This window comes from Streptomyces sp. NBC_01016, assembly GCF_026341035.1.
In the GTDB taxonomy this organism is placed as follows: Bacteria; Actinomycetota; Actinomycetes; order Streptomycetales; family Streptomycetaceae; genus Streptomyces.
Map to the genome: position 1 here is coordinate 5638827 of NZ_JAPEOQ010000001.1, position 23796 is coordinate 5662622.

At 71.9% G+C, this 23796-nt stretch carries 20 protein-coding genes; 2 read left to right on the forward strand and 18 right to left on the reverse strand.

Annotated features, from left to right (window positions below; all coding sequences use genetic code 11):
* Positions 1-34: 34 nt before the first annotated feature.
* The 6 genes from OG746_RS25415 to OG746_RS25440 all read right to left on the reverse strand — a co-directional run bounded on the left by OG746_RS25415 (position 35) and on the right by OG746_RS25440 (position 6167).
* Complete coding sequence (locus tag OG746_RS25415) at positions 35-826, reverse strand: SDR family NAD(P)-dependent oxidoreductase (RefSeq protein ID WP_266718214.1); 792 nt, start codon at positions 824-826, stop codon at positions 35-37.
* An 8-nt stretch (positions 827-834) separates the two neighbouring features.
* Positions 835-1503, reverse strand: a complete 669-nt coding sequence (locus OG746_RS25420) for a TetR/AcrR family transcriptional regulator (protein ID WP_266718216.1) — start codon at positions 1501-1503, stop codon at positions 835-837.
* Between the two features lie 82 nt (positions 1504-1585).
* Positions 1586-2626: a beta-ketoacyl-[acyl-carrier-protein] synthase family protein gene (locus OG746_RS25425; RefSeq protein ID WP_266718218.1), complete on the reverse strand. Its 1041-nt coding sequence runs from the start codon at positions 2624-2626 to the stop codon at positions 1586-1588.
* 87 nt (positions 2627-2713) lie between these two features.
* On the reverse strand, positions 2714-3535 hold the full coding sequence (locus OG746_RS25430; protein ID WP_266718220.1) for an MmyB family transcriptional regulator: 822 nt from the start codon (positions 3533-3535) through the stop codon (positions 2714-2716).
* Between the two features lie 430 nt (positions 3536-3965).
* Entirely contained in the window at positions 3966-5159 is a 1194-nt protein-coding gene (locus OG746_RS25435) for a DUF4032 domain-containing protein (RefSeq protein WP_266718222.1), read from the reverse strand.
* A gap of 60 nt (positions 5160-5219) precedes the next feature.
* A complete protein-coding gene (locus OG746_RS25440) occupies positions 5220-6167 on the reverse strand; it encodes a Gfo/Idh/MocA family protein (protein ID WP_266718224.1) in 948 nt (315 codons plus the stop codon).
* A 115-nt stretch (positions 6168-6282) separates the two neighbouring features.
* Here OG746_RS25440 and OG746_RS25445 point away from each other — a divergent pair, with 115 nt between their 5' ends.
* A complete protein-coding gene (locus tag OG746_RS25445) occupies positions 6283-7737 on the forward strand; it encodes an MFS transporter (RefSeq protein ID WP_266718225.1) in 1455 nt (484 codons plus the stop codon).
* A gap of 45 nt (positions 7738-7782) precedes the next feature.
* Here OG746_RS25445 and OG746_RS25450 read toward each other — a convergent pair whose 3' ends face one another.
* The 9 genes from OG746_RS25450 to OG746_RS25490 form a co-directional block, all read right to left on the reverse strand.
* Positions 7783-9660, reverse strand: a complete 1878-nt coding sequence (locus OG746_RS25450; RefSeq protein ID WP_266718227.1) for a DUF2264 domain-containing protein — start codon at positions 9658-9660, stop codon at positions 7783-7785.
* Positions 9657-10637 (reverse strand): hydroxyacid dehydrogenase, encoded by a 981-nt coding sequence (locus OG746_RS25455; RefSeq protein WP_266719192.1) that lies wholly within the window; start codon positions 10635-10637, stop codon positions 9657-9659. Before OG746_RS25455 ends, OG746_RS25450 begins: the two co-directional genes overlap by 4 nt.
* Before the next feature lie 23 nt (positions 10638-10660).
* A complete protein-coding gene (locus OG746_RS25460; protein ID WP_266718229.1) occupies positions 10661-11524 on the reverse strand; it encodes a carbohydrate ABC transporter permease in 864 nt (287 codons plus the stop codon).
* Positions 11521-12504 carry a carbohydrate ABC transporter permease gene (locus tag OG746_RS25465; RefSeq protein ID WP_266718231.1) on the reverse strand — a complete coding sequence of 328 codons (984 nt, stop codon included), beginning with the start codon at positions 12502-12504 and terminating at the stop codon, positions 11521-11523. Before OG746_RS25465 ends, OG746_RS25460 begins: the two co-directional genes overlap by 4 nt.
* A 29-nt stretch (positions 12505-12533) precedes the next feature.
* Complete coding sequence (locus OG746_RS25470) at positions 12534-13877, reverse strand: ABC transporter substrate-binding protein (protein WP_266718233.1); 1344 nt, start codon at positions 13875-13877, stop codon at positions 12534-12536.
* Between the two features lie 103 nt (positions 13878-13980).
* Positions 13981-15147, reverse strand: a complete 1167-nt coding sequence (locus OG746_RS25475; RefSeq protein WP_266718234.1) for a substrate-binding domain-containing protein — start codon at positions 15145-15147, stop codon at positions 13981-13983.
* A gap of 95 nt (positions 15148-15242) precedes the next feature.
* Positions 15243-16085 (reverse strand): arylamine N-acetyltransferase family protein, encoded by an 843-nt coding sequence (locus tag OG746_RS25480; protein WP_266718235.1) that lies wholly within the window; start codon positions 16083-16085, stop codon positions 15243-15245.
* A 93-nt stretch (positions 16086-16178) separates the two neighbouring features.
* A complete protein-coding gene (locus tag OG746_RS25485; RefSeq protein ID WP_266718237.1) occupies positions 16179-17432 on the reverse strand; it encodes a cytochrome P450 family protein in 1254 nt (417 codons plus the stop codon).
* Between the two features lie 91 nt (positions 17433-17523).
* Positions 17524-17772 carry a hypothetical protein gene (locus tag OG746_RS25490; protein WP_323179654.1) on the reverse strand — a complete coding sequence of 83 codons (249 nt, stop codon included), beginning with the start codon at positions 17770-17772 and terminating at the stop codon, positions 17524-17526.
* Positions 17773-17845: 73 nt separating this feature from the next.
* Here OG746_RS25490 and OG746_RS25495 point away from each other — a divergent pair, with 73 nt between their 5' ends.
* A complete protein-coding gene (locus OG746_RS25495; protein ID WP_266718238.1) occupies positions 17846-18613 on the forward strand; it encodes an MgtC/SapB family protein in 768 nt (255 codons plus the stop codon).
* Positions 18614-18695: 82 nt separating this feature from the next.
* Here OG746_RS25495 and OG746_RS25500 read toward each other — a convergent pair whose 3' ends face one another.
* The 3 genes from OG746_RS25500 to OG746_RS25510 are packed head-to-tail and all read right to left on the reverse strand — an operon-like array spanning position 18696 to position 23785.
* Entirely contained in the window at positions 18696-20453 is a 1758-nt protein-coding gene (locus OG746_RS25500) for an ABC transporter ATP-binding protein (RefSeq protein WP_266718239.1), read from the reverse strand.
* On the reverse strand, positions 20450-22276 hold the full coding sequence (locus tag OG746_RS25505) for an ABC transporter transmembrane domain-containing protein (protein ID WP_266718240.1): 1827 nt from the start codon (positions 22274-22276) through the stop codon (positions 20450-20452). The genes OG746_RS25500 and OG746_RS25505 overlap by 4 nt, the downstream gene beginning before the upstream one ends.
* A gap of 54 nt (positions 22277-22330) precedes the next feature.
* Positions 22331-23785 (reverse strand): cytochrome P450, encoded by a 1455-nt coding sequence (locus OG746_RS25510; RefSeq protein WP_266718242.1) that lies wholly within the window; start codon positions 23783-23785, stop codon positions 22331-22333.
* Positions 23786-23796 lie beyond the last annotated feature (11 nt).

Here is a 23796-nt window from a genome sequence, read left to right on the forward strand (position 1 = left end):
GGTGTGACACAAGTGGCGTATGCGGCGTGGCGGGTCAGACCGCCGTGTATGCGCCATCCACGAGGTGGTAGCTGCCCGCGATGAACGAGGCGCGGTCCGAGAGCAGGAACACGATCAGCTCGGCGACCTCCTCGGACGTGCCCAGGCGGCCCGCAGGGTGCAGTGAGACCAGACCGTCGTAGGCGGCCTTGTTCATCTCCTTGAGGAGCGGGGTCTCGATGAAGCCCGGGCCTACCGCGTTGACGCGGATGCCCTGCGCGGCGTACTCGGCCGCGGCCGTCTTCGTCAGGCCGACCACGCCGTGCTTCGCGGCGACGTACGCGGGGGAGCCGGCGAAGCCGACCGAGCCGAGGATCGAGGCGACGTTCACGATGGCGCCGCCGTTGCCCGCGGCCTGCATGGCGGGGAGTTCGTAACGCATCGAGTAGAAGACGCCGTCGAGGTTCGTGCGCACCACGCGGTTGTACACGTCGATGTCGTACTCGCCCGTGGGCGCGCTCGCGCCGCCGATGCCGGCGTTGTTCACGGCCAGGTCGAGCCCGCCGAACGTGTCGACGGAGAACTGCACGGCCGCCTCGACGGAGGCCGGGTCGGTCACGTCGAGGGCGACCGCGGCGGCCTTCAGGCCCTCCGCCTTCAGCGTCTCGGCGGCCTCCTGTGCGCCCTTCTCGTTGTAGTCCGCGATGACGACATTGGCGCCGCCGCGGCCCAGGCGGCGGGCGGTGGCCAGGCCGATGCCGGAGGCGGAGCCGGTGACGAGGGCGGTCTTCCCGGCGAACTCGGCGGCGTACTCGGTCACGTTGCCGGTGGTGGGGGTGGTGCTCATGGTGCGATTCACTTTCTGGTAGCGACGTCGGGGGCCGCCGCTTCGGCGGCCTCCTCGATGAGGGCGTCGTAGGCCCGCGCCACCAGATCGGCGAGGTCTTCGGCGTCCGTGCCCGCGCCGCGCGCCCAGGTGCGCAGCGCGGCGGTCAGCACTCCGGCGGCGGCCCCGACGACGACCTCGGGACGCGGGTCCCGGGCCGGGTCGGTGCCGAGCCGGTCGGCGATGATGCGTACGGACTCGTCCTGGGCGTCGACCCGGATGCGCTCGTACGCGGCGAACAGGGCGGGCTCCGCGTCCACGACGGCGTACAGCTCGCGCAGCCGCGGACGGTGGTGCCAGCCGGGTGTCTGCCGGTCGGTGAGATAGTCCGCGACCGCGCCCCGGTAGGCGAGCAGTGGTGGCTCGCCGGCGGGGCGGGCGCGCAGCGCCGCGTTGATCCCCGCGCCGTCGGCGCGGGTGAAGTCGAGGGCCGCGTCCTCCTTGCCGGCGAAGTGCCGGCTGAAGGTGCGGCGGGTGACGTCAGCGCGGTCGGCTATCGCCTCGACGGTCACGTCGCCGAGCCCGCGCTCGAGCACCAGCTCGACCGCGGCCTCCGCGAGCGCCTCGCGCGTCCGGCGGGCCTTGGCCTGCCGGCGGTCGCCGGCGGGCCCGGAGCTGGTGGCCTCGTTCGCGTTCATGTCTTCGACGGTACACCTTGATGTCCCAATGGGACAGATGTCCCGGTGGGACATTTGTGCGGGGAGGCCGCGGCCCGCCGCGTCAGGCGTGCCAGTGCCCGTGCAGCGCGGCGGTCGTGAAGCCGGGCCCGTACGCGACCATCGTTCCGCGGGTGCCGGCGGCTGGCGGTTCCTGGTGGGTGCGCTCGAGGACGCGGAGGACGCTGGGCGCGCCAAGGTTTCCTTCGTCGGCCAGTGTGTCCGTGGAATGCCGCGCCGCGTCGGCGGAGAGGCCCAGCGCCGCTGCTGTATCGGTGATGATGCGCGTGCTGCCGGGGTGGACCACTGGGAAGTCGGTGCGGCGGGTGTCCAGCCAGGCCACGAGCGCCGGCAGCACGTCGTCGGCAGCCGTCAGTGCCTCTCTGGTGGAGTCGAAGTGGAATCCGTCCGGGGCGACTCGGCCGCTGTATCGGTCGACACTGTCCGGGAGTACGTACTCGAAGCTGTCCTCGATGGCCATGCCGGGCCCCAGCGGTTGTGCCGTGACGATCGCCGCGGCGGCCGAATCCCCGAAGAGCGCCTTATAGATCATTGACTGGATGGTCGTGTCGCTGTGCTGGTAGACGCCGGATATGGCTTCCGCGGCGACGACGAGCACGGTGTCGGAGGGGCGTGCTGCCACGTGGTCGGTGGCGCGGATCAGGGCCTGGGTCCCGCCGGCACACGCCAGGGTGGTGAGGGCGGTGCGACGGGTCGTCGGACGGAGCCGCAGCCGGTTCATCAGCTGGATGTCCAGATTGGGAACGGCCCACCCGGTCGAATGGGTGGTGATGATGGCGTCGATGTCCCCTGGGCCGAGGCCCCCCTCTGCGAGCGCGGCCCCCGCCGCTTGTTCGGCCAGATCGAGCGCGTCGTCGAAGGTGGTGCGTGCCCGCTCGCCGACGTCCGAGACGCCCGACACCGTCGGTGAGTCGAGTGGTCGGGCGAAGTAGCGTGTGCGGACCCCGCAGTTGCCGATGACGCGCAGGATGGCGTTGAGCCGTGGGTGATCGTGGTGGTGGGAGCGTATGTCGTCGGCGATCTCGTCGGTGCTGATCTTGTGGGCACCGAAGGAGGTCCGGGGGCGTGAGATGTAGGCGGGCACGAGGGTGACTCCCACTTGGCTGAGGTCGGGCGTGGGGGGTGCCGCTCAACGTACTTCACACCGTGAATACGGTCCCCGCCACCTCTTTCAGCCGGCGCGCAGGTACGGAGCGCGTAGATGGGCCCGACGTGAGCCGGGGTGGAAGACGAGGATGATGAGGCGGGTGCCCGGCGCGGTAAGTGGTTGGGCGGCGCAGGTGGTGACCCACCCCGGCCCGTATTTCGCGTGGAGGAGGGGGCGTTCGTCGCCGTCGGGGTGGACGGACGCGCCGCCCGCCTCGTAGATGGGTGCTGCCTCGGGGTCCGCGAGGATCTCCTTCTCGATCTGGAGCAGCGTGTCGTCGTCGGGCCGGGAGGCGAGTGCTGCACGCAATTGAGGCATGACGAGCGGCGCCCATGCCGTGGCCCAGTCCGTCAGGGCTGTCCGTGCCGTCGGATCCAGCAGCATCCATCGCATGGTGTTCGCCGGTACCTGCGCGTCGGGGAACAGTTCGCTGAACGATCTGTTGCACGCCAGGAGATCCCACGACGCGTCCGTCACGTAGGCCATGTGCGAGATGCTGTCGACCGCTTCCTGCCAGACACCGGGAACTTCCTTGCCTGCGGTGAGGTTCAACGGCCCTGGTGGATCCTGTAGCAGTGCGTACCGGCACAGCAGGATCCACTCCTGCTCGTTGAGCCCGAACAGCCGCGCCACATCGCGCAGTAGTTCCGCGGGGGCGTTGGGGTATGTCCCCGACTCCAGTCGGTGGTACGTACCGATTGTCCGGTGCAGCAACTGGTCGACCTGGTGCTGAGAGAGGCCGGGAGCGCGGCGGCCCTGGCCAGTGGGCCGGGCGAAGCCATGGGATTCCGGGGCTATGAGGGCGCGCCGTTCACGGAGCAGGGCGCGAAGCGCCGTCTTGTTCATGGTGGGTAATCCCTCGTTGTTCACGCCGAGTTGAGCGTGAGCAGTCTAAATAGTCCCATGGTCTTTGGTAATAAACATTGCCCGAAGAAAACGATCAGACGGTGCGTCATGATGGGTTGAGTTGGGTTTCCCACCTGCTGGTTTCCTCGCTCGTGCGCATGTGGGCGCGGCGTTGCGGCACCTGTGCCGGGCCACTCGAAAATGGCTGAAATTTCCCGCTGCGGGTAACCCACAAGCCTCTGCGACCGTTCAGGCAAGTGCGAGTGGGGCCGGGCCACCAATTGCGATCCATGTGGCCGGAAAATGCGTTGCGAGACGCGAACGCCCACACTCGTCCGGGCGGTCGGTGGAGGTCACTGGCTGCGGTCGGTGCCGTCACTCGCCATCACGTAGCGGCCACGGCACCGGCCGCGCCCGGTCCCGGACCCCGTCATCGCCCGGACTTGTGCACATTCCGTACGTAGTCGTCGGCCGCCGCGTCGAGGCCGATGTCGTGCTGGGCGCGCTCGGACAAGTACCAGCGGTGCTCCAGGACTTGGTGGTACAGCTCGGCCGGGTCCATCGGCGTGGACACCCGGTCGCGGACGGCGCGGACCGTGGGGCGGAACACGTCACGGACCCAGCGGTGGGCGAGAACCTCGGGGCGGGCGTCCGCCGCGTCCTCCTGCGTCGCCATCCAGCTCTCCAGGTCGCCAAGGAGCCGACGCGCCTGGTTCTCCTCGGCGTCCATGCCGGTCAGGCGCAGGAGTTGACGCTGATGGTGGCCCGCGTCGACGACCTTCGGCACGAACGTGACGGTGTCGCCGTGCGGCGAGCGGGAGATCTGCATCTCGGCCACGTCGAAGCCCAGATCGTTGAGGCGGCGGATGCGGCGCTCCATGTAGTGGTGCTTGCCGGCCGGATACACCGACGTACGGGTCAGCTCGGACCACAGGTCCGTGTACCGCTGCACGATCTCCGTACCGAACGCGATCGGGTCGATCGACGGGTGCAGCGCGCCCGACGCCTCCAGGTCGAGCATCTCGCCCGCGATGTTCACCCGTGCCAGATCGATGTCGTACTCCCGCTGCCCGTCGCTCAACTGCGGGTGCAGCTCGCCGGTCTCGGCGTCCACCAGGTAGGCGGCGTACGCGCCCGCGTCCCGGCGGAAGAGGGTGTTGGACAACGAGCAGTCGCCCCAGGCGAAGCCGCTGAGATGCAGACGCACCAGGAGCACGGCGAGCGCGTCCATCAGCCGGTGCACGGTCGTCGGCCGCAGCGTCGTCTCGAACATCGAGCGGTACGGCAGTGAACCGCCCAGGTGCCGCGTGATGAGCACGGGCTCCAGCGGGGAACCGTCGGGCTGCTCGCGGCCCGTGACCACGGCGAGCGGATCCACCGCGGGGATCGCCAACCGGTCGAGCGTGCGCAGCAGTTCGTACTCGTTCAGCGCCGGGCGCCGGGCCAGCTCCTTCACGGCGACGACCTCGTCCCCGGCGCGCGCGTAACGCACCACGTGCCGCGAGATGCCGCGCGGAAGCGGTACCAGGTACTCCTCGGGCCAATCCTCCAGCGGGATGTGCCAGGGCAGGGCGAGCAGGAGCACCGGGTGCTCGGGGTTGGTGGCGCTGATCTCGAGCGGCATGACCACCAGCGTAAAGGGGGCCCGGGCGCTGCCTCGTCGGCCTGATCCAAACGACAGACCCTAGTGGTCGGGGACCGGTTCCGCCCGGCCCGACGCCAGGGAGCGTTCGGCCGCCGCGAGGGTCTCCGTGAGCCGCAGGCCGAACCGGGCGTCGCACGGGTGGGCCGTGCCGCCGTGCGCCGCCTCCAGCAGTGCGTCGACGGCGGCGGCCAGCGCCTCCTGGGCCGTGCCGGTGCCCGTCGGCATCGCCGACACGCCCTGAGTGCCGCGCAGTTCGACCGCGATGCCGGTCGCCGCCGGGGGAGCGGTCAGGGTGAGCGTCGCCGTGCTGGTGGCGCCGCCCGCGTGCCGGAGCACGAGATGCACGGTGTCGCCGGGGCCGCCGTGCGCCGCCACCGTCCGCACGTCGCCCAGGACCGGCAGCAGCATCGACAGGGCGTGCGGACCGACGTCCCACAGGGCACCCTTGTCCGCCCGCCACGGCGTCGTGGCCCGCACGTGCGCATCGTCGCCGGGCGTGTACAGCGCGCCGTACCAGTCGGCGCGGCCCGTGAACCAGTCCTCCACCCCGCCCTGTTCGGCGACCCAGGCCGCCGTGAGCGGAGAGTGCCGCAGCGTGCAGAAGACGGTCGTCGCGACGCCCGCGGTGTCGGCCGCCTCGACGACCGCGCGGGCCGCGTCGGGCCGGGTGGCAAGCGGCTTGTCGAGGAGCAGGTGGCAGCCCGCCGCGGCGGCCCGCGCGGCGAGCGGGGCCTGGACGTCCGGCGGCACCGCGAACGCCACGACGTCGCTCGCCGCGAACAGGGCGTCCACGTCGTCGTACGCCGTCGTGCCGTGCCCTGCCGCGAGCTCGGCCGCCGCCTGTGTCCTGCGCCCCCAGATCCCGACGAGGTCGACGGCCTTGTGGGCCTCGAGTGTGGGGGCGTACGTCCGCCCGGCCCAGGAGCCGGTGCCGACGAGACCGAAACGCGCAGGGCCGGAATCGGCGGCCGGGGTGGAAGAGGTCATGAGTGGCAGTATCGACCGGTTCGATGGCCTCTGCACAGAGGGTCGCGTCGAGGGGTGCAGACAGGGCGTGGGGTTCGGTAAATAATGATTCACCGAACTGGTGAACCGGAGACACATGAGTCCTGCCCCGATATCGGCGACGCCCCTGCGCGAGCGGCTCGCCGTGCCCGTGCTCGCCTTCGGCGGCATCCTCATGGCGGTCATGCAGACCGTTGTCGTCCCGCTCCTGCCCGACCTGCCACGGCTGACCGGCGCCTCGCCCGCCGCCGTGTCCTGGATGGTCACCGCGACCCTGCTCGCCGGGGCCGTCCTCACCCCGGTCCTCGGTCGGGCCGGCGACATGTACGGCAAGCGACGCGTGCTGCTCGGCGCGCTCGCCCTGATGACCGCCGGGTCGGTGCTGTGCGCCCTGACCTCCGACATCCATCTGCTCATCGCCGCCCGCGCGTTGCAGGGCGCCGCGGCCGCCGTCGTGCCGCTGTCCATCAGCATCCTGCGTGACGAACTCCCGCCGCACCGCACCGGATCCGCCGTCGCCCTGATGAGCTCGACGGTCGGAATCGGCGCGGGGCTGGGCCTGCCGCTGGCCGCGCTCATCGTGCAGTACGCCAACTGGCACGTGATGTTCTGGGCGACCAGCGCCCTCGGCGCGCTCGGCCTCGGCCTCGCCTGGTGGGCGGTGCGCGAGTCACCGGTCCGCTCCCCGGGCCGCTTCGACGCGCTCGGCACGCTGGGGCTCGCCGCGGGCCTCGTCTGCCTGCTGCTCGGCGTCTCGCAGGGCGGCCAGTGGGGCTGGGGGAGCCCCGTGGTGCTCGGTCTGTTCGCGGGCGCCGTCGTGATCCTCGGCCTGTGGGCATGGCAGCAACTGCGCACCGAGGGGCCCCTGGTGGACCTGCGTCTGGCCGTCGGCCGCCGGGTCGGCCTTCCGCACCTCGCGGCGCTGCTCACCGGCTTCGCCTTCTACGCCAACTCGCTCGTCACCGCACAGCTCGTGCAGGCCCCCGTCGCCACCGGCTACGGGCTCGGCCTGTCCATCGTCGCCACCGGCCTGTGCATGCTGCCCAGCGGCGTCATCATGCTGCTGTTCTCGCCGGTCTCGGCCCGTATCTCCGCCGCGCGCGGCGCCCGGATCACGCTCGCCATCGGCGGCGTGGTGCTCGCCCTCGGCTACGCGATCCGCATCGTCGACAGCACCGACCTGTGGGTGATCCTGGTCGGCGCCGCCGTCGTCTCCACCGGCACCACCCTCGCGTACTCGGCGCTGCCCACCCTGATCCTGCGCGCGGTCCCGGCCGCCGCGACGGCCTCCGCGAACGGCGTCAACGTCCTCATGCGCACCATCGGGCAGGCCGTCTCCAGCGCCGCCGTCGCCGCCGTGCTCGTCCACCACACGACCCGTCTTGGCGGCGCCGACGTCCCGTCCCTGCATGGTTACCAGATGGCCTTCGCCATGGCGGGTGCGGTTGCCTTGGTGGCTACAGCGGTCGCCCTGGTCGTCCCCTCCGACGGAGCGCCGGGCCGTGCCGTCACAGGCGCTCCCGCCCCGGTGCCCACCGCGAAGGGGACGTGAGGCGATGACGGCGGCCCGCCCGTGCGGGCCGCCGAACGACCCCGCTCAGCCGTGCTGAACGTGCAGCGGCTCGAACCCGACGACGGTGCGCGCGCCGTCGCTCCAGCGCACCCTCAACTCCCCGTCCAGGAGCGCGACATCGGACACGGCGTCCGCGAGCGGCTGCTGCGGCGACCGCGCGCCGAGTGAGGCCAGCGCCACGAACACCGCCGTCCCTTCTACATCCGCCGCGAGGCGAGGCACCCGCACCCACGGCTCGTACGCCGTGCCCTGCGGCGCGCGCACCTCGTCCCGCAGCTCCCAGCCGCGCAGGCCGACCAGCTCCGAGTGCAACGCGTCCGTGGCCCAGCCGGTGAGCGTCACCCGCGCCCCGTGCGGGGCACCGATCACCCGGTGCACCCGCAACTCGTACGCGCCGCGCGCCACGGTCACGCTCTCCACGCGCAGCCCCGGCACCATCGGCGGACCCGACGTGAACACCGGCCGGTGCCAGGACGCCGCCCAGCCCCAGCCGTCGCCCTGGCCCGCCCCCAGCGGATGGATGCGGCGCCGGGCGCTTCCGATGCCGTCGCACTCGACCGACAGATGGTTGTCCGCCGGGTTGGCCGGGGACGTGGGCCCGGTGTGCGTGGAGTAGGCCTGGTGGCTGTAGAGGGCGTCGGCATCGGCAGCGTTCTCGCCCTCGAACGGGCGGACGTGGTCACTGCCGTGGTTGTGAAGGCGTACGATCCCGTCCGCCTGCGTGGACTGCACCAGGAGGCCCGGCGCGGGCAGCGAGAGCACCCGGTCGGGGCCTTCGCTCGGCGCCGCCTCCTCGGGCGCCGTCCACAACGGATCGTCCTCGCCCGCCAGCAGCGCGACGAAGCCCTTCGACGCCCAGTACGGGGACGCGGGGCCCGAGTAGTGCTGCAGCGTCGCGTCGTGCGGGCCGTGCCAGCCGAGGCTGAGCAGACCCTCGTCCGTAACGCCGCCACGGTCCAGGAAGTAGCGCAGGTTCGCGCTGATCAGACGGCGTGACGCGCCCGGGGACAGCGGCGTGTGCCCGGTGACCGCGCCGATACTGACGGCCGCCGACGCCGCGAACCGGTAGGTGAGCGAACGCCCGAAGTGGATCGGCGCCCCGTCGCCGCCGAAGAGCAGCGAGAAGCCCTCGAGGTGCTCGCGCAGGCGCGGACCCACCCGCTCCGACAGGGCGGAGTCGCCCGTCAGATGCGCGTGCAGCATCGGGTACAGGTGCAGCGCCCACCCGTTGTAGTGGTCGAAGGCCCGCCCGTCGCCGTCGCGGTACCAGCCGTCGCCCTCGTACCAGGTCTCCAGCAGGTCGAGCGCCCGCTGGATGGCGCGCGTCGTCGCCGCGTCGGAGCGGCCGACGGACTCCAGGAACGAGGCCACCATGAACGGGAAGAGGTACCAGTTGTTCGGCGCGGGCGTGTGCGTGATGGCGCCGCGCAGCCACTTCTCCGCACGGTCCTGCACGTCACTGTCGAGCCGGTCCCACAGCCACGGCCGGGTCAGCGACAGGCCGAGCGCCACCGAGGCGGACTCCACCATCGGCTGGCCCTGGACGTGGTGGTCGAGGATCAGCGGCCAGGACTCGGCGTCGTCGCGCCCCGGCGTCCGGGTGCCCGCCGCGAGGCCGCTCGCGTACCGGTCGAGCCAGCCGTGCGGGTCCTTGCCCTGCGCGCCCGCGACCCGGAAGCCGGCCGCCAGGAACGTACGGGCATAGCCCTCGAGCCCGTCCGAGCGGACGCCGGACCCGGAGGGCCGGCCCGGCAGATCGAGCAGTGCGCCCTCGGGCGTCGCCCACCGCCAGGCCGCCCCGAGCAGCCCGTCGGCGACGGCTTCCCAGTGCGCCCGGGTGAAGCCGGTGTGCGGGCTCAACTCCCGGTCCTCGGCGGGGAGATCGAACGGGGTGCAGTTCATGCGAGGTATGCCAGCCTTTCGCGTCGTACGGGATGGGCGAAGCCGTCGCCCGTGGACCAGCGGGTCAGTTCGCCGACCGCGGTGTCGGCGAGGCGCTGCCACTCGTTGCCCTGGGAGCCGGCCAGATGGGGGGTGATCAGTGCGTTCGGGCAGTCCCACAGCGGGTGGTCCGCGGGCAGCACCTCCGGGTCCGTGACGTCGAGGACCGCCCGGATGCGGCCCGCGCGGACCACGTCGGTGAGGGCGTCCTGGTCGACGACGGCGCCGCGCGCGGTGTTGATGAGCGTGGCGTCCGGCCGCATCGAACTCAGCAGCTCCCTGCTGACCAGGCCAGTCGTGGTGGGCAGCAGCGGCGTGTGGACGCTCAACAGGTCGCTGCGCGTGAACAGTTCGGGCAGACCAACGTGCTCCACGCCGAGCTCGGCCGCGTCCTCCTCGGAGACGTACGGGTCGTGCAGCAGCACCTCGAATTCGAAGGGGCGCAGCAGTTCGATCACCCGGCGGCCGATGAGCGAGGCGGACAGGATGCCCACCGTGCGGCGGTAGTTGCCCACTTCGTGGGAGGTGAGCAGCCAGTCGCCGCGCTCGCGCTCACGGTGGAAGTCGCGGGCCCGTTCCAGGACGTGCTTGCCGTGCAGAAGGATCATCGCGAGGGTGTACTCGGCGACCGGCAGCGCGTTGGCCGCGGCCGCAGAGGACACCGCGATGCCGCGCTCCCAGCAGGCCTCGGTGACGTGCCCGCGCACCGAACCGGCCGAGTGCACCACGGCCTTGAGGGCGGGCGCCGCCGCCAGTACGTCGGCGTCGAGCGGCGGGCAGCCCCAGCCGGTGACGAGCACCTCGACGTCGGCGAGCACCTCCTTCGCCCGGGCGGACGTGAGGTCGTCGAGTACGGGGAGCGGTGCGAGGTCGCAGACCTCCGTGAGCGCGGCCATGGACCGCGGCGTGAAGACGGCCGCCGCGGCCTGGGGGGACATGGCCAGCGCCACGCGGGGCTTGCTCACTTGACCGCCCCCGCCGTGAGGCCGGAGCGCCAGAAGCGCTGAAGGAAGACGAACGCGAGGACGAGAGGGAGGACCGCGAGGAGCGAGCCCATGATCACCACCGGGTAGTACTCGGGCGAGACGGTCGCCTGGCTGTTCCATTGGAACAGGCCGAGGCTGACGGGATACAGATCCTGGTTCGACAGCATCACCATCGGCAGGAAGAAGTTGTTCCAGATCGTGGTGAGCTGGAAGAGGAAGACCGTGACCAGGCCGGGGCCCAGCATCCGCAGCGCGACCTTGAAGTACGTCGCGAGTTCGCTCGCGCCGTCGACGCGCGCGGCCTCCAGGACCTCGTTCGGCACGTACCCCTGGGCGAAGATGCGGCCGAGGTACACGCCGAACGGGTTGAACAGGACCGGGATGAACACGGACCAGAAGGTGTTCACGATGCCGGTCGCCGACGCGATCAGATACAGCGGCAGCGCGAGCACCGTCTGCGGCACCATGACCGCCGCGAGCACCAGGCCGAACAGCTTCTCCTTGTGCCGGAAGTGGTACTTGTCGAAGGCGTAGCCGCAGGCGACGCTGATCAGCGCGCCGATGGCCGCGCCCAGGACCGCGTACAGCAGGCTGTTGCCGTACCAGCGGCTGTACAGGCCGCCGTCCATCGCGAACAGGTCCTTGAGGTTCTGCACGAGGGAGAAGTCGCTGAACGACAGGATGCTGCTGCTGAACAGGGCGTCGCGGGACTTGGTCGAGGCGAGGACCAGCCACAGGACCGGAAGCAGCGTGTACAGAACGGAGATCGCGACGACGACGTTGACCGTCGCGCGCCCCAGCATCCGGGGGCGAAGGAGGGTGGAGTCGGTGGCGCTCATCGGGCTTCCTCCTCGGCCGAGTTGACGCGGTTGGTCCAGCGGGTGACCCCGAAGGAGACGGCGATGGTGATGATCAGCAGGATCACCGACGCGGCGGCCGCGAGGGAGTAGTTGTTGCGGCTGAAGGCCGCGTCGTAGATGTACATGCTCGGCGAGAACCGGGTGTCCACCATCTGCGACGACTGGTGCAGCAGCATGGGCTCGGTGAACAGTTGCAGCGCCCAGATCAGCGTGAACATCGCGACCATGACCACAGAGGAGCGCACAAGCGGCGTCTTCACCTGCAGCGCGGTGCGCACCGGCCCCGCGCCGTCGACGACGGACGCCTCCAGGACCTCGCGGGGGACCGCCTGCAGGGCCGCGTAGAAGATGACCATGTTGTAGCCGAGGTTCGACCACAGGGCGATGTTCACGATCGACGGCAGCGTGGTGTGCAGACCGAGGAAGTCGACCTGGATGTCCGCCTTGCCGAGCGCCTCGACGACCGGGCTGATGCCCGGCGTGTAGAGGTACAGCCAGATCAGGGCCGCGATGATGCCGGGCACCGCGTGCGGCAGGAACAGGCCCAACTGGGCCCAGGACCGCAGCCGTACGACGCCGGAGTCGAGCAGCAGCGCCAGCGTGAGAGAGCCGATCACCATCAGCGGGATGTAGATCACGCAGTACAGCGCGACCGTGCCGAGCCCGGACAGGAACGTCGGGTCGGTGATCACGGCGGCGTACGAGCGCAGGCCCACGAAGACGGTGCGTTCGGGGCCGAAGCCGAGGCCCGGCTGGTCGTCGCTGAAGAAGCTCAGCCACACCGCTGTGCCGACCGGGATCAGGAAGACCAGCGTGAGCAGGACGAAGAACGGCGCCATCAGGACGCCGGCCGCACCGCCGCGGCGGCGCTTGGCCGCCCGCTGTGCCTTGCGCGCGGAGTGGCCACCCGCCTCCTGTGGGGCGGGCGCGGCCGTGGGGGCATGGGTTGTCGCGGTCATGGGTCACCTGCCTTTCGGGGTGCGGGCGTTCACGTGGAACGGGTGGTGGTCTTGAGGCCGAGCGCCTTCAGATCGGGCATCGTGCCGTCCTGCGCTGCGCGCGCGGCGGACAGGAGGGTGCCGGAACCGGCGCCCGCGCGGGCGAAGGCGTCCTGCATGACATAGCCGGTCGCGGTCATGCGCGGACCCCAGACCCAGCCATCGCGGATCTTGTGCGCCTCTTCCTCGAAGAGCCGGTAGATGTCCTGCCCGCCGTAGTACGCCTTGTCGAACGCCTTGCTGCCGACCGGGATCAGATCGCTGACGGCCGGGTACTGGCTGCTCGCGCCGCTGGACAGCCGAGCCTTGAGGGCGTCGGGGTGCGACACCTGCCACTCGATGAACTCCATGGCAGCCTCGGGCTTCTTGCTGTTCTTCGTCACGGCGAACGTGGAGCCGCCATGCGTACCGAGGGACGGCTTGTCCGGTGTCCACTGGGGGAGCGGCGCGATGCGCCACTGGCCCTTCTGCTCCGGGTGCGCGTTCATCTGCGCGCCCGCGTCCCAGGCTCCGCTGAGCCGGGTCAGGACCAGGCCCGTGCCGATCTGCGCATCGGCGATGCGGGCGCTGGAGGCGTTGGTGTAGACGAGTCCCTCGTCGATGAGGCGCTGCCAGTACGCGGCGACCTTCCGGGTCGGGGCGTCCGCCATGGAGACGTTCCACGCGCCGTGCGAGGTGTCGAACCACTGGGCGCCCGCCTGGCACGCCCAGGCGGCGAACTGCGTCATCCCGTCGGTGGGGAACAGTGTGACCTTGCGGCCGCCGCCCGTACGCCGCACCTTCCGCGCGAGCTCCGCGAACTCGTCCCAGGTGGTGGGGACTTCGAAGCCGTACTTGTCGAAGAGGTCCTTGCGGTAGTGCATCACCATCGGCTCGATGTCCAGCGGCACGCTGAAGGTGTGCCCCTGGAACGTGGTCAGGCCGAGCGCCTGCGGAAGCAGCTTGCGGCGCAGTTTGTCGCTGATCAGCTCGGTGATGTCGCGCGTGACGCCATCGATGGCGAAGCCCGGCAGCTGGGGGTACTCGATGGTGGCGACATCGGGGGCGTTGCCCGCGCGCGCCGCGTTACTGAGCTTCAGATAGCCGCCCTGCGTACCGGACGGGACCTGCTGGTAGTCGACCTGGATGTGGTCGTGCGTCTGATTGAACTTGTCCACCACCTCCTGGCTGCCGCGAAGGGCGGACCAGAAGGTGATGGTGGTCTTACCTGTCCTGCTTGAGCTAGAGCTTGCCGACGCCGCGCTGTCGTTCCCGCTGCAGGCGCCAAGGGCGCCCGTCAGGGGCAGCGCGGTGATCGCGGCGAGCACCGATCGACGGCTCTGTCGACCAGGCATGGGCGCCTCCCGCGGCTCCTGCGTGTTCGAGTCACGGGAATCCTGATCGGTTCACGAGATGCGGTCAATAGATCGATCAGAAGAAAATGAAACGGTCAAACGCTCAGTGTGTGGCGGGGGTTGAGGGAAGCGGGTCGCGATACGCGGCGGAACGGGTGGAACCGCGCACCTTGAGCGTCGGCAGCAGCTCGACCCGGTGCGCGGGACCGGCTCCCGCGCCCCGGCCCAGGCGGTGCAGCAGCAGCTCGGCCGCCGCCCGCCCGACCTCCGCCTTCGGCGGGGACACGGCCGTCAGCGGAGTGCTGCCGAGCCCGGCGACCACGTCGTCGTACGCGATCGCGGAGCAGTCCTCCGGGACACGCACCCCCGCGTCCCGCAGCGACTGGACGAGCATCAGCGCGTCGACGTCGCCGTGCAGCAGGACACCCGTGGCCCCCAACTCGTCCAGCAGAGGCGGCAGTTCGAGCTGCTTCTCGGATTCCTCCGCCTCCGGCTCGGGAACCGCGCGGGGGGAGCTGAGGGCGACCGCCCACTTGTCCACCTGCGGATGGTCCGCCGCGATCTCGGCGAACGCGGCACGCACCGCGCGCGCCGTCGGGCTGTCGTCGCGCGCCGCGAGCACGATGCGCCGGTGACCGAGGCCCGTGAGGTGCTCGACGGCGAGGTGCACGCCGTACCAGTGGTCGGTGCACACGGTGTCCACAGAGTGCACCGCGCTGCCCCTGCGCGGCCGGCGCTCCATCACCACCGTGGGCACGTCCACGCGCGCGAGCCAGGCGTAGTCGGCCTCCTCGGTGGCGAGGCTGCGCCAGCGCGGGGCGATGAGGAGCCCGCGGGCCCCGTCCGCCAACGCCCGCTCCACGAGGGGCTGTTCGGCTCCGGGGGCGGCGGGGGCGATGTGCAGGGCGATCCGGACCCCGGCCTCCTCGAACGCGGTGCGGGCGCCGTGCAGCATCTCGTACAGGTACGCGTGCCGCTCGGGGACGACGACGGCGATGGGGCCGCCGTCCAGGTCGGCGCCCGGGGCCGGTGCCCGGGCTTCGCGCTGCTCCTGCCGCTGGTCGTGTCCCTCGTCCTGCTCCGGCAGGATCGGGCGGGCGACGCCGTGCCCGCGGCGCAGCTTGCCCGCGCGCGCGAGCTCCTCCACGTCGCGGCGGAGCGTCACCACCGACACCGCGAGTTCTGTGGCCAGATCGCTGACCCGCGTCGCGCCGCGCGCCTGCACGGCGGCAAGGATCCGCTGCCGCCTGAGATCGACCGGTTCGCGCATGCTGATGGCCCCCTCGTGTACCGCTGGTACCGCTGTTCGTTTGAGCGTTTTGCTGAACGCTTCGGCCGAGCATAACCAGCGGGCGGCGTCGGGCGTCAGCCCTCCGTCGGATTCGGCTCCGGCGGTACGTGATCGAGGACGATGCCGAAGTGCTGGTCGTAGGCCTCGAGGACGGAGGCGTCGGTGGGGAGCTCGGTGACGGTGCGGCGGCCGTCGACGGTGGCCGTGAGCGTATGACCGCTGAGGGTGATCCGGCCGTCCTCGGTGAGTCGCGAACAGACCAGGGACTGTGTGAAGTGGGAGGCGGGTGAGGTGCGGTGGTACCAGGCGCCCGCCTCGAAGTCCCGCAGCATACGCGGGCGTTGCTCGAGCAGATACTGGGGTTCGCCGTCGCGCAGTACGAGGAGGTCACCCTCGGCGGCGCCCTCTACCGAAGCCGCGTCGGCGTCGGTGTCGGCATCACCGTCGGTGTCGGTGTCCTCGATCCGGAACACCCCGCCCGGGTCCGGCTGTTCGCCCCGTTCGTCGAAGGCCAGCGGATAGTGCGTGTGCGTGCCGAACCCGACGTCCGTGAGCCACGTCGTCCCCTCGGCCGTGCGCACGCGCAGCGCCATGTGGTCGTACGGGATGCCGAGCCGGCCGTCCTTGCCCACGACCCGCGCCTGTAGCGGAGTCACCTCAAAGCCGAGGGCGGCGAGCAGGGCGCCGAACGCGCCGTTGAGCTCGTAGCAGAAGCCCCCGCGGCCGCGGTCCACCAGCTTCGCGACCAGCGCGTCCGCGTCGAGGACGATCTCCTCGCCCAGGTGCACGGAGAGGTTCTCGAACGGCACGGCGAGCAGATGCGCCAGATGCAGCGTGCGCAACGCGTCCGCGGTCGGCGCCGAGGGGCGGTCGGCGCCGATGCGGCGGAGGTAGGCGTCGGTGCGGGGGTGATCCATGACGCCAGTGTCGCAGTGGTTCGGTGGGCGACCCGGCGTCAGGCGGGGGCGTCGGGAGGAGGCGTGAGGCGTACGCGTCGGCCGTGGTGGGTGTCAGCCGTGGCGGGCGTCCGGGCCCGGTCGCACCGGGAGCTCGACCACGCTGTTGCCCACGAAACTTGCGTTCACGGGCAACTCTTCTTCGGGACTGGCCAGTTCGAGCGTGGGGAACCGGGTGAAGAGGCGCTCCAGGGCCACCGTCGCCTCGAGCCGGGCCAGCGGGGCGCCCAGGCAGTAGTGCGCCCCGTGCCCGAGCGAGAGATGCCGGCCCGGCAGGGCGCGCGTGACGTCGAAGCGATCGGCGTCCGGGCCGTGCGCCGCCGGGTCACGGCCCGCGCCCGTGTAACCGGCGAGCACGGGTGTGCCCTTCGGTATCAGCGTGCCGTCGACCGTGAGGTCCCGGGTCGGGTAGCGGAACGGGAAGTAGCTGACCGGGCTGTCCCAGCGCAGCGTCTCCTCCACGACATCCGCCCAGCCCGCCGCGCCGTCGCGCACGAGGGCCAGCTGCTCGCGGTGGGCGCACAGCGCGCGCACCGCGTTCGTGACCAGATTCAGTGTCGTCTCGTGCCCGGCCACGACGAACAGCATGAGCGTGCCGATCAACTCCTCGCGGCTGAGCCGGTCGCCGTCCGCCTCGTGGGCCGCGAGCAGCGCGCTCGTCAGATCGTCGCCCGGCTCCCGGACGCGAGCGGCGACCACCTGGGCAAGCACCGACACCATCTCCTGGTTGGCGGCCACGGCTCTCGCCGGTTCGATGTTCGTGGCCACGACCTCGCTGGAGAGACGGTGCAGCGTGTCCCTGAACTCCTCGTCCACGCCGAAGAGTTCGCAGATCACCCCCATGGGCAGCGGCAGCGCGAAGTGCGTGCGCAGATCGGCCACGCCGGACCCGTCCCGCGCCGCCGCGGCGAGGCCGTCCAGCAGTTCGTCCGTCATCGCCTCCACTCGCGGCCGCAGCGCCTCGACCCGCCGGGCCGTGAACGCCCGGCTCACCAGGGACCGCAGCCGCCGGTGGTCCTCGCCGTCGGCCGTCGTCATCCCGCGCACCGTCGCGAACGTCCGCAGCGGCCACCCCTCGGGTATCCGGCCTTCAGCGAGCGCCGCGAAGTGCCGGGCGTCCTTGGCGACATCGCTGTGCCCGAGGAACTCCTTCAGCGCCTCGTGGCCCAGCACGAGCATGCCCTGCACGTCATCGGGCAGCACCACGGCGGCCACCGCGCCCTCCGCGCGCAAGCGGGCGTTGCGCGCGTGCGGGCAGCCGCCGGTCGGGTCGATGCGGTGCGGCTGGTCCGAGGACACAGTGGTCACGTCGAGCTCCTTGCAAGCCGGAGAAGTGGCGATGCACCGGAACGCGACCGACACACCGGATACGGATACTGATACGGATCAAGGGCCGATGCTAGGGCGCCTCGGCCTCGAGGCCCAGCCCATAGATCCGCTCGAGCAACCACGCCTCGTTGCCCGCCAGGCCCGCCCTGCTCAGCGCCTCGTCGGCCTCGGCGATCGGTACGGTGAGCACCGCGGCCGTGGCCGGTGGCTGGGATGTGGAGAGCGCCGCGCGTGCCGTGTGCATGAGACGCAGGCAGGCCTGCGCCGCGGCCAACTCGGGGTTCATGGTCAGCTGTCCGTGATTCCTGGTCCCGTTCATGACTCCACTCTTGCGCATGGGTCTGACAATCCCGCCGAGCCGACGCGGGACTACCCTCGGGAAGATCAACCCGATGGAGAGGAGGGTCCCGCTCTTGTCGTCCTCGCTCGCGTTCTCCCTGTTCGACCCGGCAGCCGGACAAGGCCTGCGGCAGATCGCCGAGTTGAGTCTCGCTCTCGTGCTTTCCACGCTGATCGGGGCGGAGCGCGCCGTCCAGCAGAAGAGCGCGGGGCTGCGCACGCACACCCTCGTCGGCGTGGGAAGCGCGCTGTTCATGGAGGTGTCGCAGCACGGGTTCAACTCCGTGCTCGGCATGGACAGCGTGTCTTTCGACCCGTCACGCGTCGCCGCCCAGATCGTCTCCGGCATCGGCTTCATCGGTGGCGGCCTCATCTTCGTGCGGCGCGACGCGGTGCGCGGACTGACCACCGCGGCGACCGTCTGGCTGACGTGTGCCATAGGGATGGCCTGCGGCGGCGGCCTTCCGCTGCTCGCGTTCGCCGCGACCGCCTGTCACTTCCTGGTCGTCCGCGGCTACCCCTGGCTGACGCGACGGGTACCGGCCCTGGCCACGGAGCGGCGCTCGGGCCTGCACCTCGCCTACCGGGTCGGCTCCAGCGTCCTCACCCGCGTCCTCGAGGAGTGCACGAGCCGTGGGTTCCGGGTCCTCGAGCTGCGCAACGACAGCGCCGACTACGAGCCCGGCAGCGGCCGGATCGGGACGATGGCCGTACGCATGGAGATCGAGGGGGCGTCCGACGTGCCGGAACTCGTGGCCGTGCTGGCGGAGTTGGATGGGGTGCTGGATGTGGCGTCGCTGGCGGCGGCGCCGGACGAGTAGCCCGGCGGGAGGGGTGCGCCGGAGCCAGGGCGTGTGGTGTGGATCAGCCCCCGCGAGCCCGGCCTGATCCACACGCCAGGCCCTACGTCCGCGTCCCGTGCCACGACCGCCACAGCGCCGCGTACGCGCCGTCCGCCGCCACCAGTTCCGTGTGCGGGCCGAGTTCGGTCAGCCGGCCGTCCTCCATGACCGCGACCCGGTCCGCGTCGTGCGCCGTGTGGAGGCGGTGGGCGACGGCGATGACCGTGCGGCCGTGCAGCACCGCCGCGAGGGCCCGTTCCGTGTGGCGGGCCGTCGTCGGGTCGAGCAGGGCGGTCGCCTCGTCGAGGACCACGGTGTGCGGGTCCGCCAGCACCACGCGGGCCAGCGCCAGCTGCTGCGCCTGCGGGCCTTCGAGGCGCAGGCCGCCGGCGCCGAGTTCCGTGTCCAGGCCCTGGGGGAGCGCGTCCGCCCAGTCGTCGGCGCCGACCGCCGCGAGGGCTGCGCTCAGGTCCGCGTCCCCCGCCTCGGGCGCGGCGATCCGCAGGTTGTCGCGGACCGAGCCGAGGAACACATGGTGCTCCTGCGTGACCAGGACGATGTGACGGCGCAGCTGTTCGGGAGCGAGCTCCGTGACCGGGACGCCGCCGACGCTGACCGTCCCGGTACGCGGTGAGTCGATCGCCGCGAGGAGCTTGCTCAGGGTGGTCTTGCCCGCCCCGGACGGGCCGACCACGGCGAGCCGTTCGCCCGCCCGCACGGTCAGGTCCACGCCGTGGACGACATCGCCGCCACCCTCGTACGCGTAGTGCACCGAGCTCAGGTGGATCGCGTCGCCGGACGGAACGGCCGCCTCGCGCGCAGGTACGCGTGACGGTGTCCCGCCGATGCCCTCGACGCGGGCGAACGAGGCGCCGCTGCTCTGTAGTTGCTCCACCCAGAACAGGATCGTGTCCAGCGGCCCCGAAAGCTGGCGCAGATACAGGGCGCACGTGACGATCGCGCCGAGGCTCGGACCGCCGTGCGCGTGGAGGGTGCCGCCCACGAGGAGGACGGCGGCGACCGGCAGGGCGTACGAGAAGTCGACCGAGGGAAACAGCACGCTACGTAGGGACAGGGTGCGCATACGGGTGCGGTAACTGTGCCGGATGCCCCGCTCGCACGCCTCGATGCGCTGCTCCTGGAGACGGAAGGCCTCGACGGTGCGGGCCCCCGAGGCCGTCGCCGCGAGCTGCTCGGCGAGGTGCGAGTCCGCCTCGCCCTGGGCGAGATACGCGGTGCGGGCCCGGCGCAGATACCAGCGCACCGCCACCGGGATGCCCGCCAGGCAGCACAGGGCGACCAGACCGAGCACCGGCTCGACCACGACGACGGCGGCCGCGAGGAACACCACCTGCGCCGCCGACACGAACACGTCGGGACCCGCGTCGCGCAGCGCGCTCGCGACGGCCGCCACGTCGTTCGTGCCCCGGTTTGTGAGGTCGCCGGGCCCTGCCCGGTCGACCACGGAGGCGGGCAGCCCGAGCGCGCGGTCCACGAACCGGTCCCGCACCCGCGCGGCGGTCCGCTCCCCGAACCGGTGCCCCACCAGGCGCGCCCAGCGCAGCAGCAGGAGTTGGGCCACGGCGCAGCAAAGGATCACCAGAGCCGCCCGGTCGACGTGCGCAACGCTCGTGCCGCCCCGCACGTCGTCGATGATCCGGCCGAGCAGCCAGGGCCCGACGATCCCGGCCCCCGCCGCGAGGCAGTTGAGAACCAGCGTCGAGGCGAAGGCGCGCCGGTCCGCGCGGACGAGTCCGAGCGCGGCGCGACGCACGGCGGCGCGGTCGGCGACGGGCAGGGAGAAACGGGGTGCGCTCATGACTCGGCTCCTGCCGCGGGGACGGATCCCGGGTCCGGGACGGCGTCGGGGTCTGGTCCGGCGTCCGGGTCTGGTGCGGCATCCGGGTCCGCCACAGCCCCCGGGCCCGCCACGGCATCCGTACCCCGCCCCACCAAGCGCCTGTACTCCTCATCACGGGCCAGCAGTTCGCGGTGGGTGCCCGTGGAGCGGACCGTCCCGTCGTGCAGGAAGCACACCTCGTCCGCCCGGTCGAGCAGGAGCGGGGACGTGCCCGTGACCACGGTGGTGCGGCCGTGCCGCGCCTCCCGTAGCCGGTCCGCGGCGCGTGCCTCCGTGTGGGCGTCGAGGGCCGATGTCGGTTCGACAGCGAGGAGGATCTCTGGGTCCGCGTGCAACGCACGGGCCAGGCGCACGCGTTGCCGCTGGCCGCCGGAGAGGTTGCGCCCCTGGGCCAAGAGCGCGCCGCCCGGCAGGTCGTCGGCCGCGGCCGCGTGCAGGGCGGCCTTCACCGTCGTCCCGTCCGGGATGTGCCGCCCCGCGACCGCCTCCCGCACCGTCCCCGCGAACAGATCCGCCTCGGGCGCCGCGAGCAGGATCCGGCGCCGCACCTCCGTCAGGTCCACCGCGTCCAACGCGGCGTCACCCCAGGTGGCCGTCGTCGGCGCGAACCGGCCCAGCCGGTCGACCACGGCCGCCGCCTCCCCGGGCCGCGCCGACACCAGCGCGGTGAGCCGCCCCGATTCGACCGTCACCCCGGACACCGGATCGTGCAGCGCCGCGCCCTCCGGTGGACCCGGAACGGGGGAGCGGTGTCCGCCCGACTCGGGCTCGAGGGACAGGAACCGCAGCACCCGCCGCGCCGCGACGAGCCCGCGCCCCAGGTCGTAGCCGCCCTCGATGAACGCCTCGACCGGCACGACCAGCATCGCCACATACCCGTACACGGCCACCAACTCGCCGATGGACAGCTCCCCTTGGGCCGCCATGCGGGCGCCCAGCCACGTCACAACGGCGAGGAAGACCGCGGGAAGGCCGACGGCGAGCGCCTGGATCCAGCTGATCACCCGCGCCACCCGGTACCCCTCCGCGCGCAGCCCGGCGGTGTCCTGCCGCAGCCGGCCCGCGTACACGTCCTTTCCGCCGAGCCCGGCGAGCACCCCGAGACCGCCGACGAGGTCGGCGAGCCGCGACGCCAGCACTCCCTGCCGTTCCCGGTAGCCGGACTCGGCGCCCTGCAGCCGCGTGAGCAGCGGGCCGAGCGCGCCGGCGAGCAGTGGCACGCCCAGCAGGATCACCGCCGCGAGCAGCCCCGAGATCGACAGGAGCAGCCCGGCCACCACCGCGTACGCGACGACCGCGCCGACGCCGGGACCCGCGATCGTCAGCGTCTGGCTGATCCGCTGGACGTCGCCGACGCCGATGGTGACGACCTCGCCCGCCGCGACGCGCCGCGGCAGCGCGGCCCCGAGCACGGTGGCGTGCCGCGTGACGAGCCGCGTCGTACGGAAGGTGGCGTCGAGGCGCACCCGCGTCATCGTGCGGTGTCGCATGATCGCGAGCCACGCGTTGACCGCGCCGAGGACGACGAGGGCGCCGCACCATCCGTACAGTGCGCCGGAGTCACCGGCCCGCAGCCCGTCGTCGACGGCGCGCGACAGGACGTAGGGCGGGAGCGCGAGCCCCACCATCCACAGGCTCCCGAACAGCGCCCCGGCGGCGACCCGGCCGCGTTGGCGCGCGATGAGCCACCCCAAGTAACGGGCCGGTCCGCGCAGTTCCGGGACGCCGGGATCGCGCCCCGAAGGTCTGTCGTGGGGCAGGTCAGTGGTGGTGGCACTCATTGACGCACCCTATGTGGGGTGCCGGAGCCCCGGGTAGATCACCCACGGGTCGGATCACCTACGGGCCAGGTGCAGCCGCAGGCCGCGCGGCATCAGCGTAAGCCGCTCCGTGATCGCGAGCCGGTAGTCGGGCTCGGGCCGCAGGTCGTAGCGGCGCAGCAGCAGGCCGAGCACCAGCGTGGCCTCGTGCAGCGCGAACTGGCGGCCGATGCAGGCGCGGGCGCCCGTGCCGAAGGGCTTGAAGACATGGGCGGGTCGGGCGCGGACCGCCTGCGGGGTGAACCGCTCCGGGTCGAAGGCCTCCGGATCCTCGCCCCACGCGGCCGTGTCGCGGTGCAGCATCGTCGTCAGGACCAGCGCCCACGCGCCGCGCCGCATCGGGTGCGTGCCGCCGAGCGTCGTGTCCGCGAGCGCTTCGCGGGCGAACGCCGGCGCGGTCGGCCACAGCCGCAGCGACTCGTCGAGGACCCGCCGCAGATAACGCAACTTGGCGACCTGCTCGTACGCGGGGACGTCGGCGTCGCCCCAGACGCGGTCGACCTCGTCGCGCGCCTTGGCGAGCACCTCGGGGTGCTGCGCGAGGTAGTGCAGCGCGAAGGACAGTGCGCCCGACGTCGTCTCGTGCCCGGCCACCAGGAACGTGATGACCTGGCGGCGGATGTTCTCCGGCGAGAGCCGCTCACCGGTCTCCGGGTGGCTCACCTCCAGCATCCGGTCGAGGAGGTCTCCGGGCCCGCCTTCGGAGGCACGGCGCGCCGCGACCACCTCGTCGACCGTGCGGTTCAGATACGCGCGGTCCGCCGCGTTGCGCTTCTCGGCGCCGCGCAGCAGTACGGACGACAGGAGTGGTGGTACGACGTTGCGGCGCTGCGCGAAGGTCAGGGCGCCGACCATCGCCGTGACGAACGGGTGCGGCCGCTCGCGCTCGAACGACCCGAAGTCGTGCCCGAACCCGGTCCGGGAGATCGTCTCCAGGGTCAGCTTGGTCATGTCGGCGGGCACGTCGACCGCCCGGCCAGCGGCCTCGCTCGTGTCCCAGGAGGCCATCAGCTGCCCCGCCACGTCCAGCATCAGCGGGTGGTAGCCCGCCATCGCGTCACGGCTGAAGCCCGGCGCCAGAATGTCGTGCGCCAGCTGCCAGTTGGGCTCGTGGTTGTACGCGGTGAACAGGCCGTCGCCCGCCACCGGGCGCAGATTCGCGACGCCGAGCCCGACGTGCTTGGCGAACCGCGACTCGTCGGCCAGCTCCGCCGCGAGGTCCGCGCCCGCGACGAACACGATCTCCTTGCCGAACCCCTTGCGCCGGAAGATCGGCCCGAGTTCGGCGGCGAGCTTCATCGAATCCTGCAGCGGGGAGCGGACGTTCGCGCCGACCACATCGCCGAGGAACGGGACCCGGCGGGACGGGCGCGGGATGCGGTCCAGGCGCGGCCACCCCTGCTCGGCACTGCGAAAACCTCGCGGCAGTGGGGTTCCCGGGGCCTGTGTCACCTGCGGCGTCGTCGTCATCGTGTCCATCT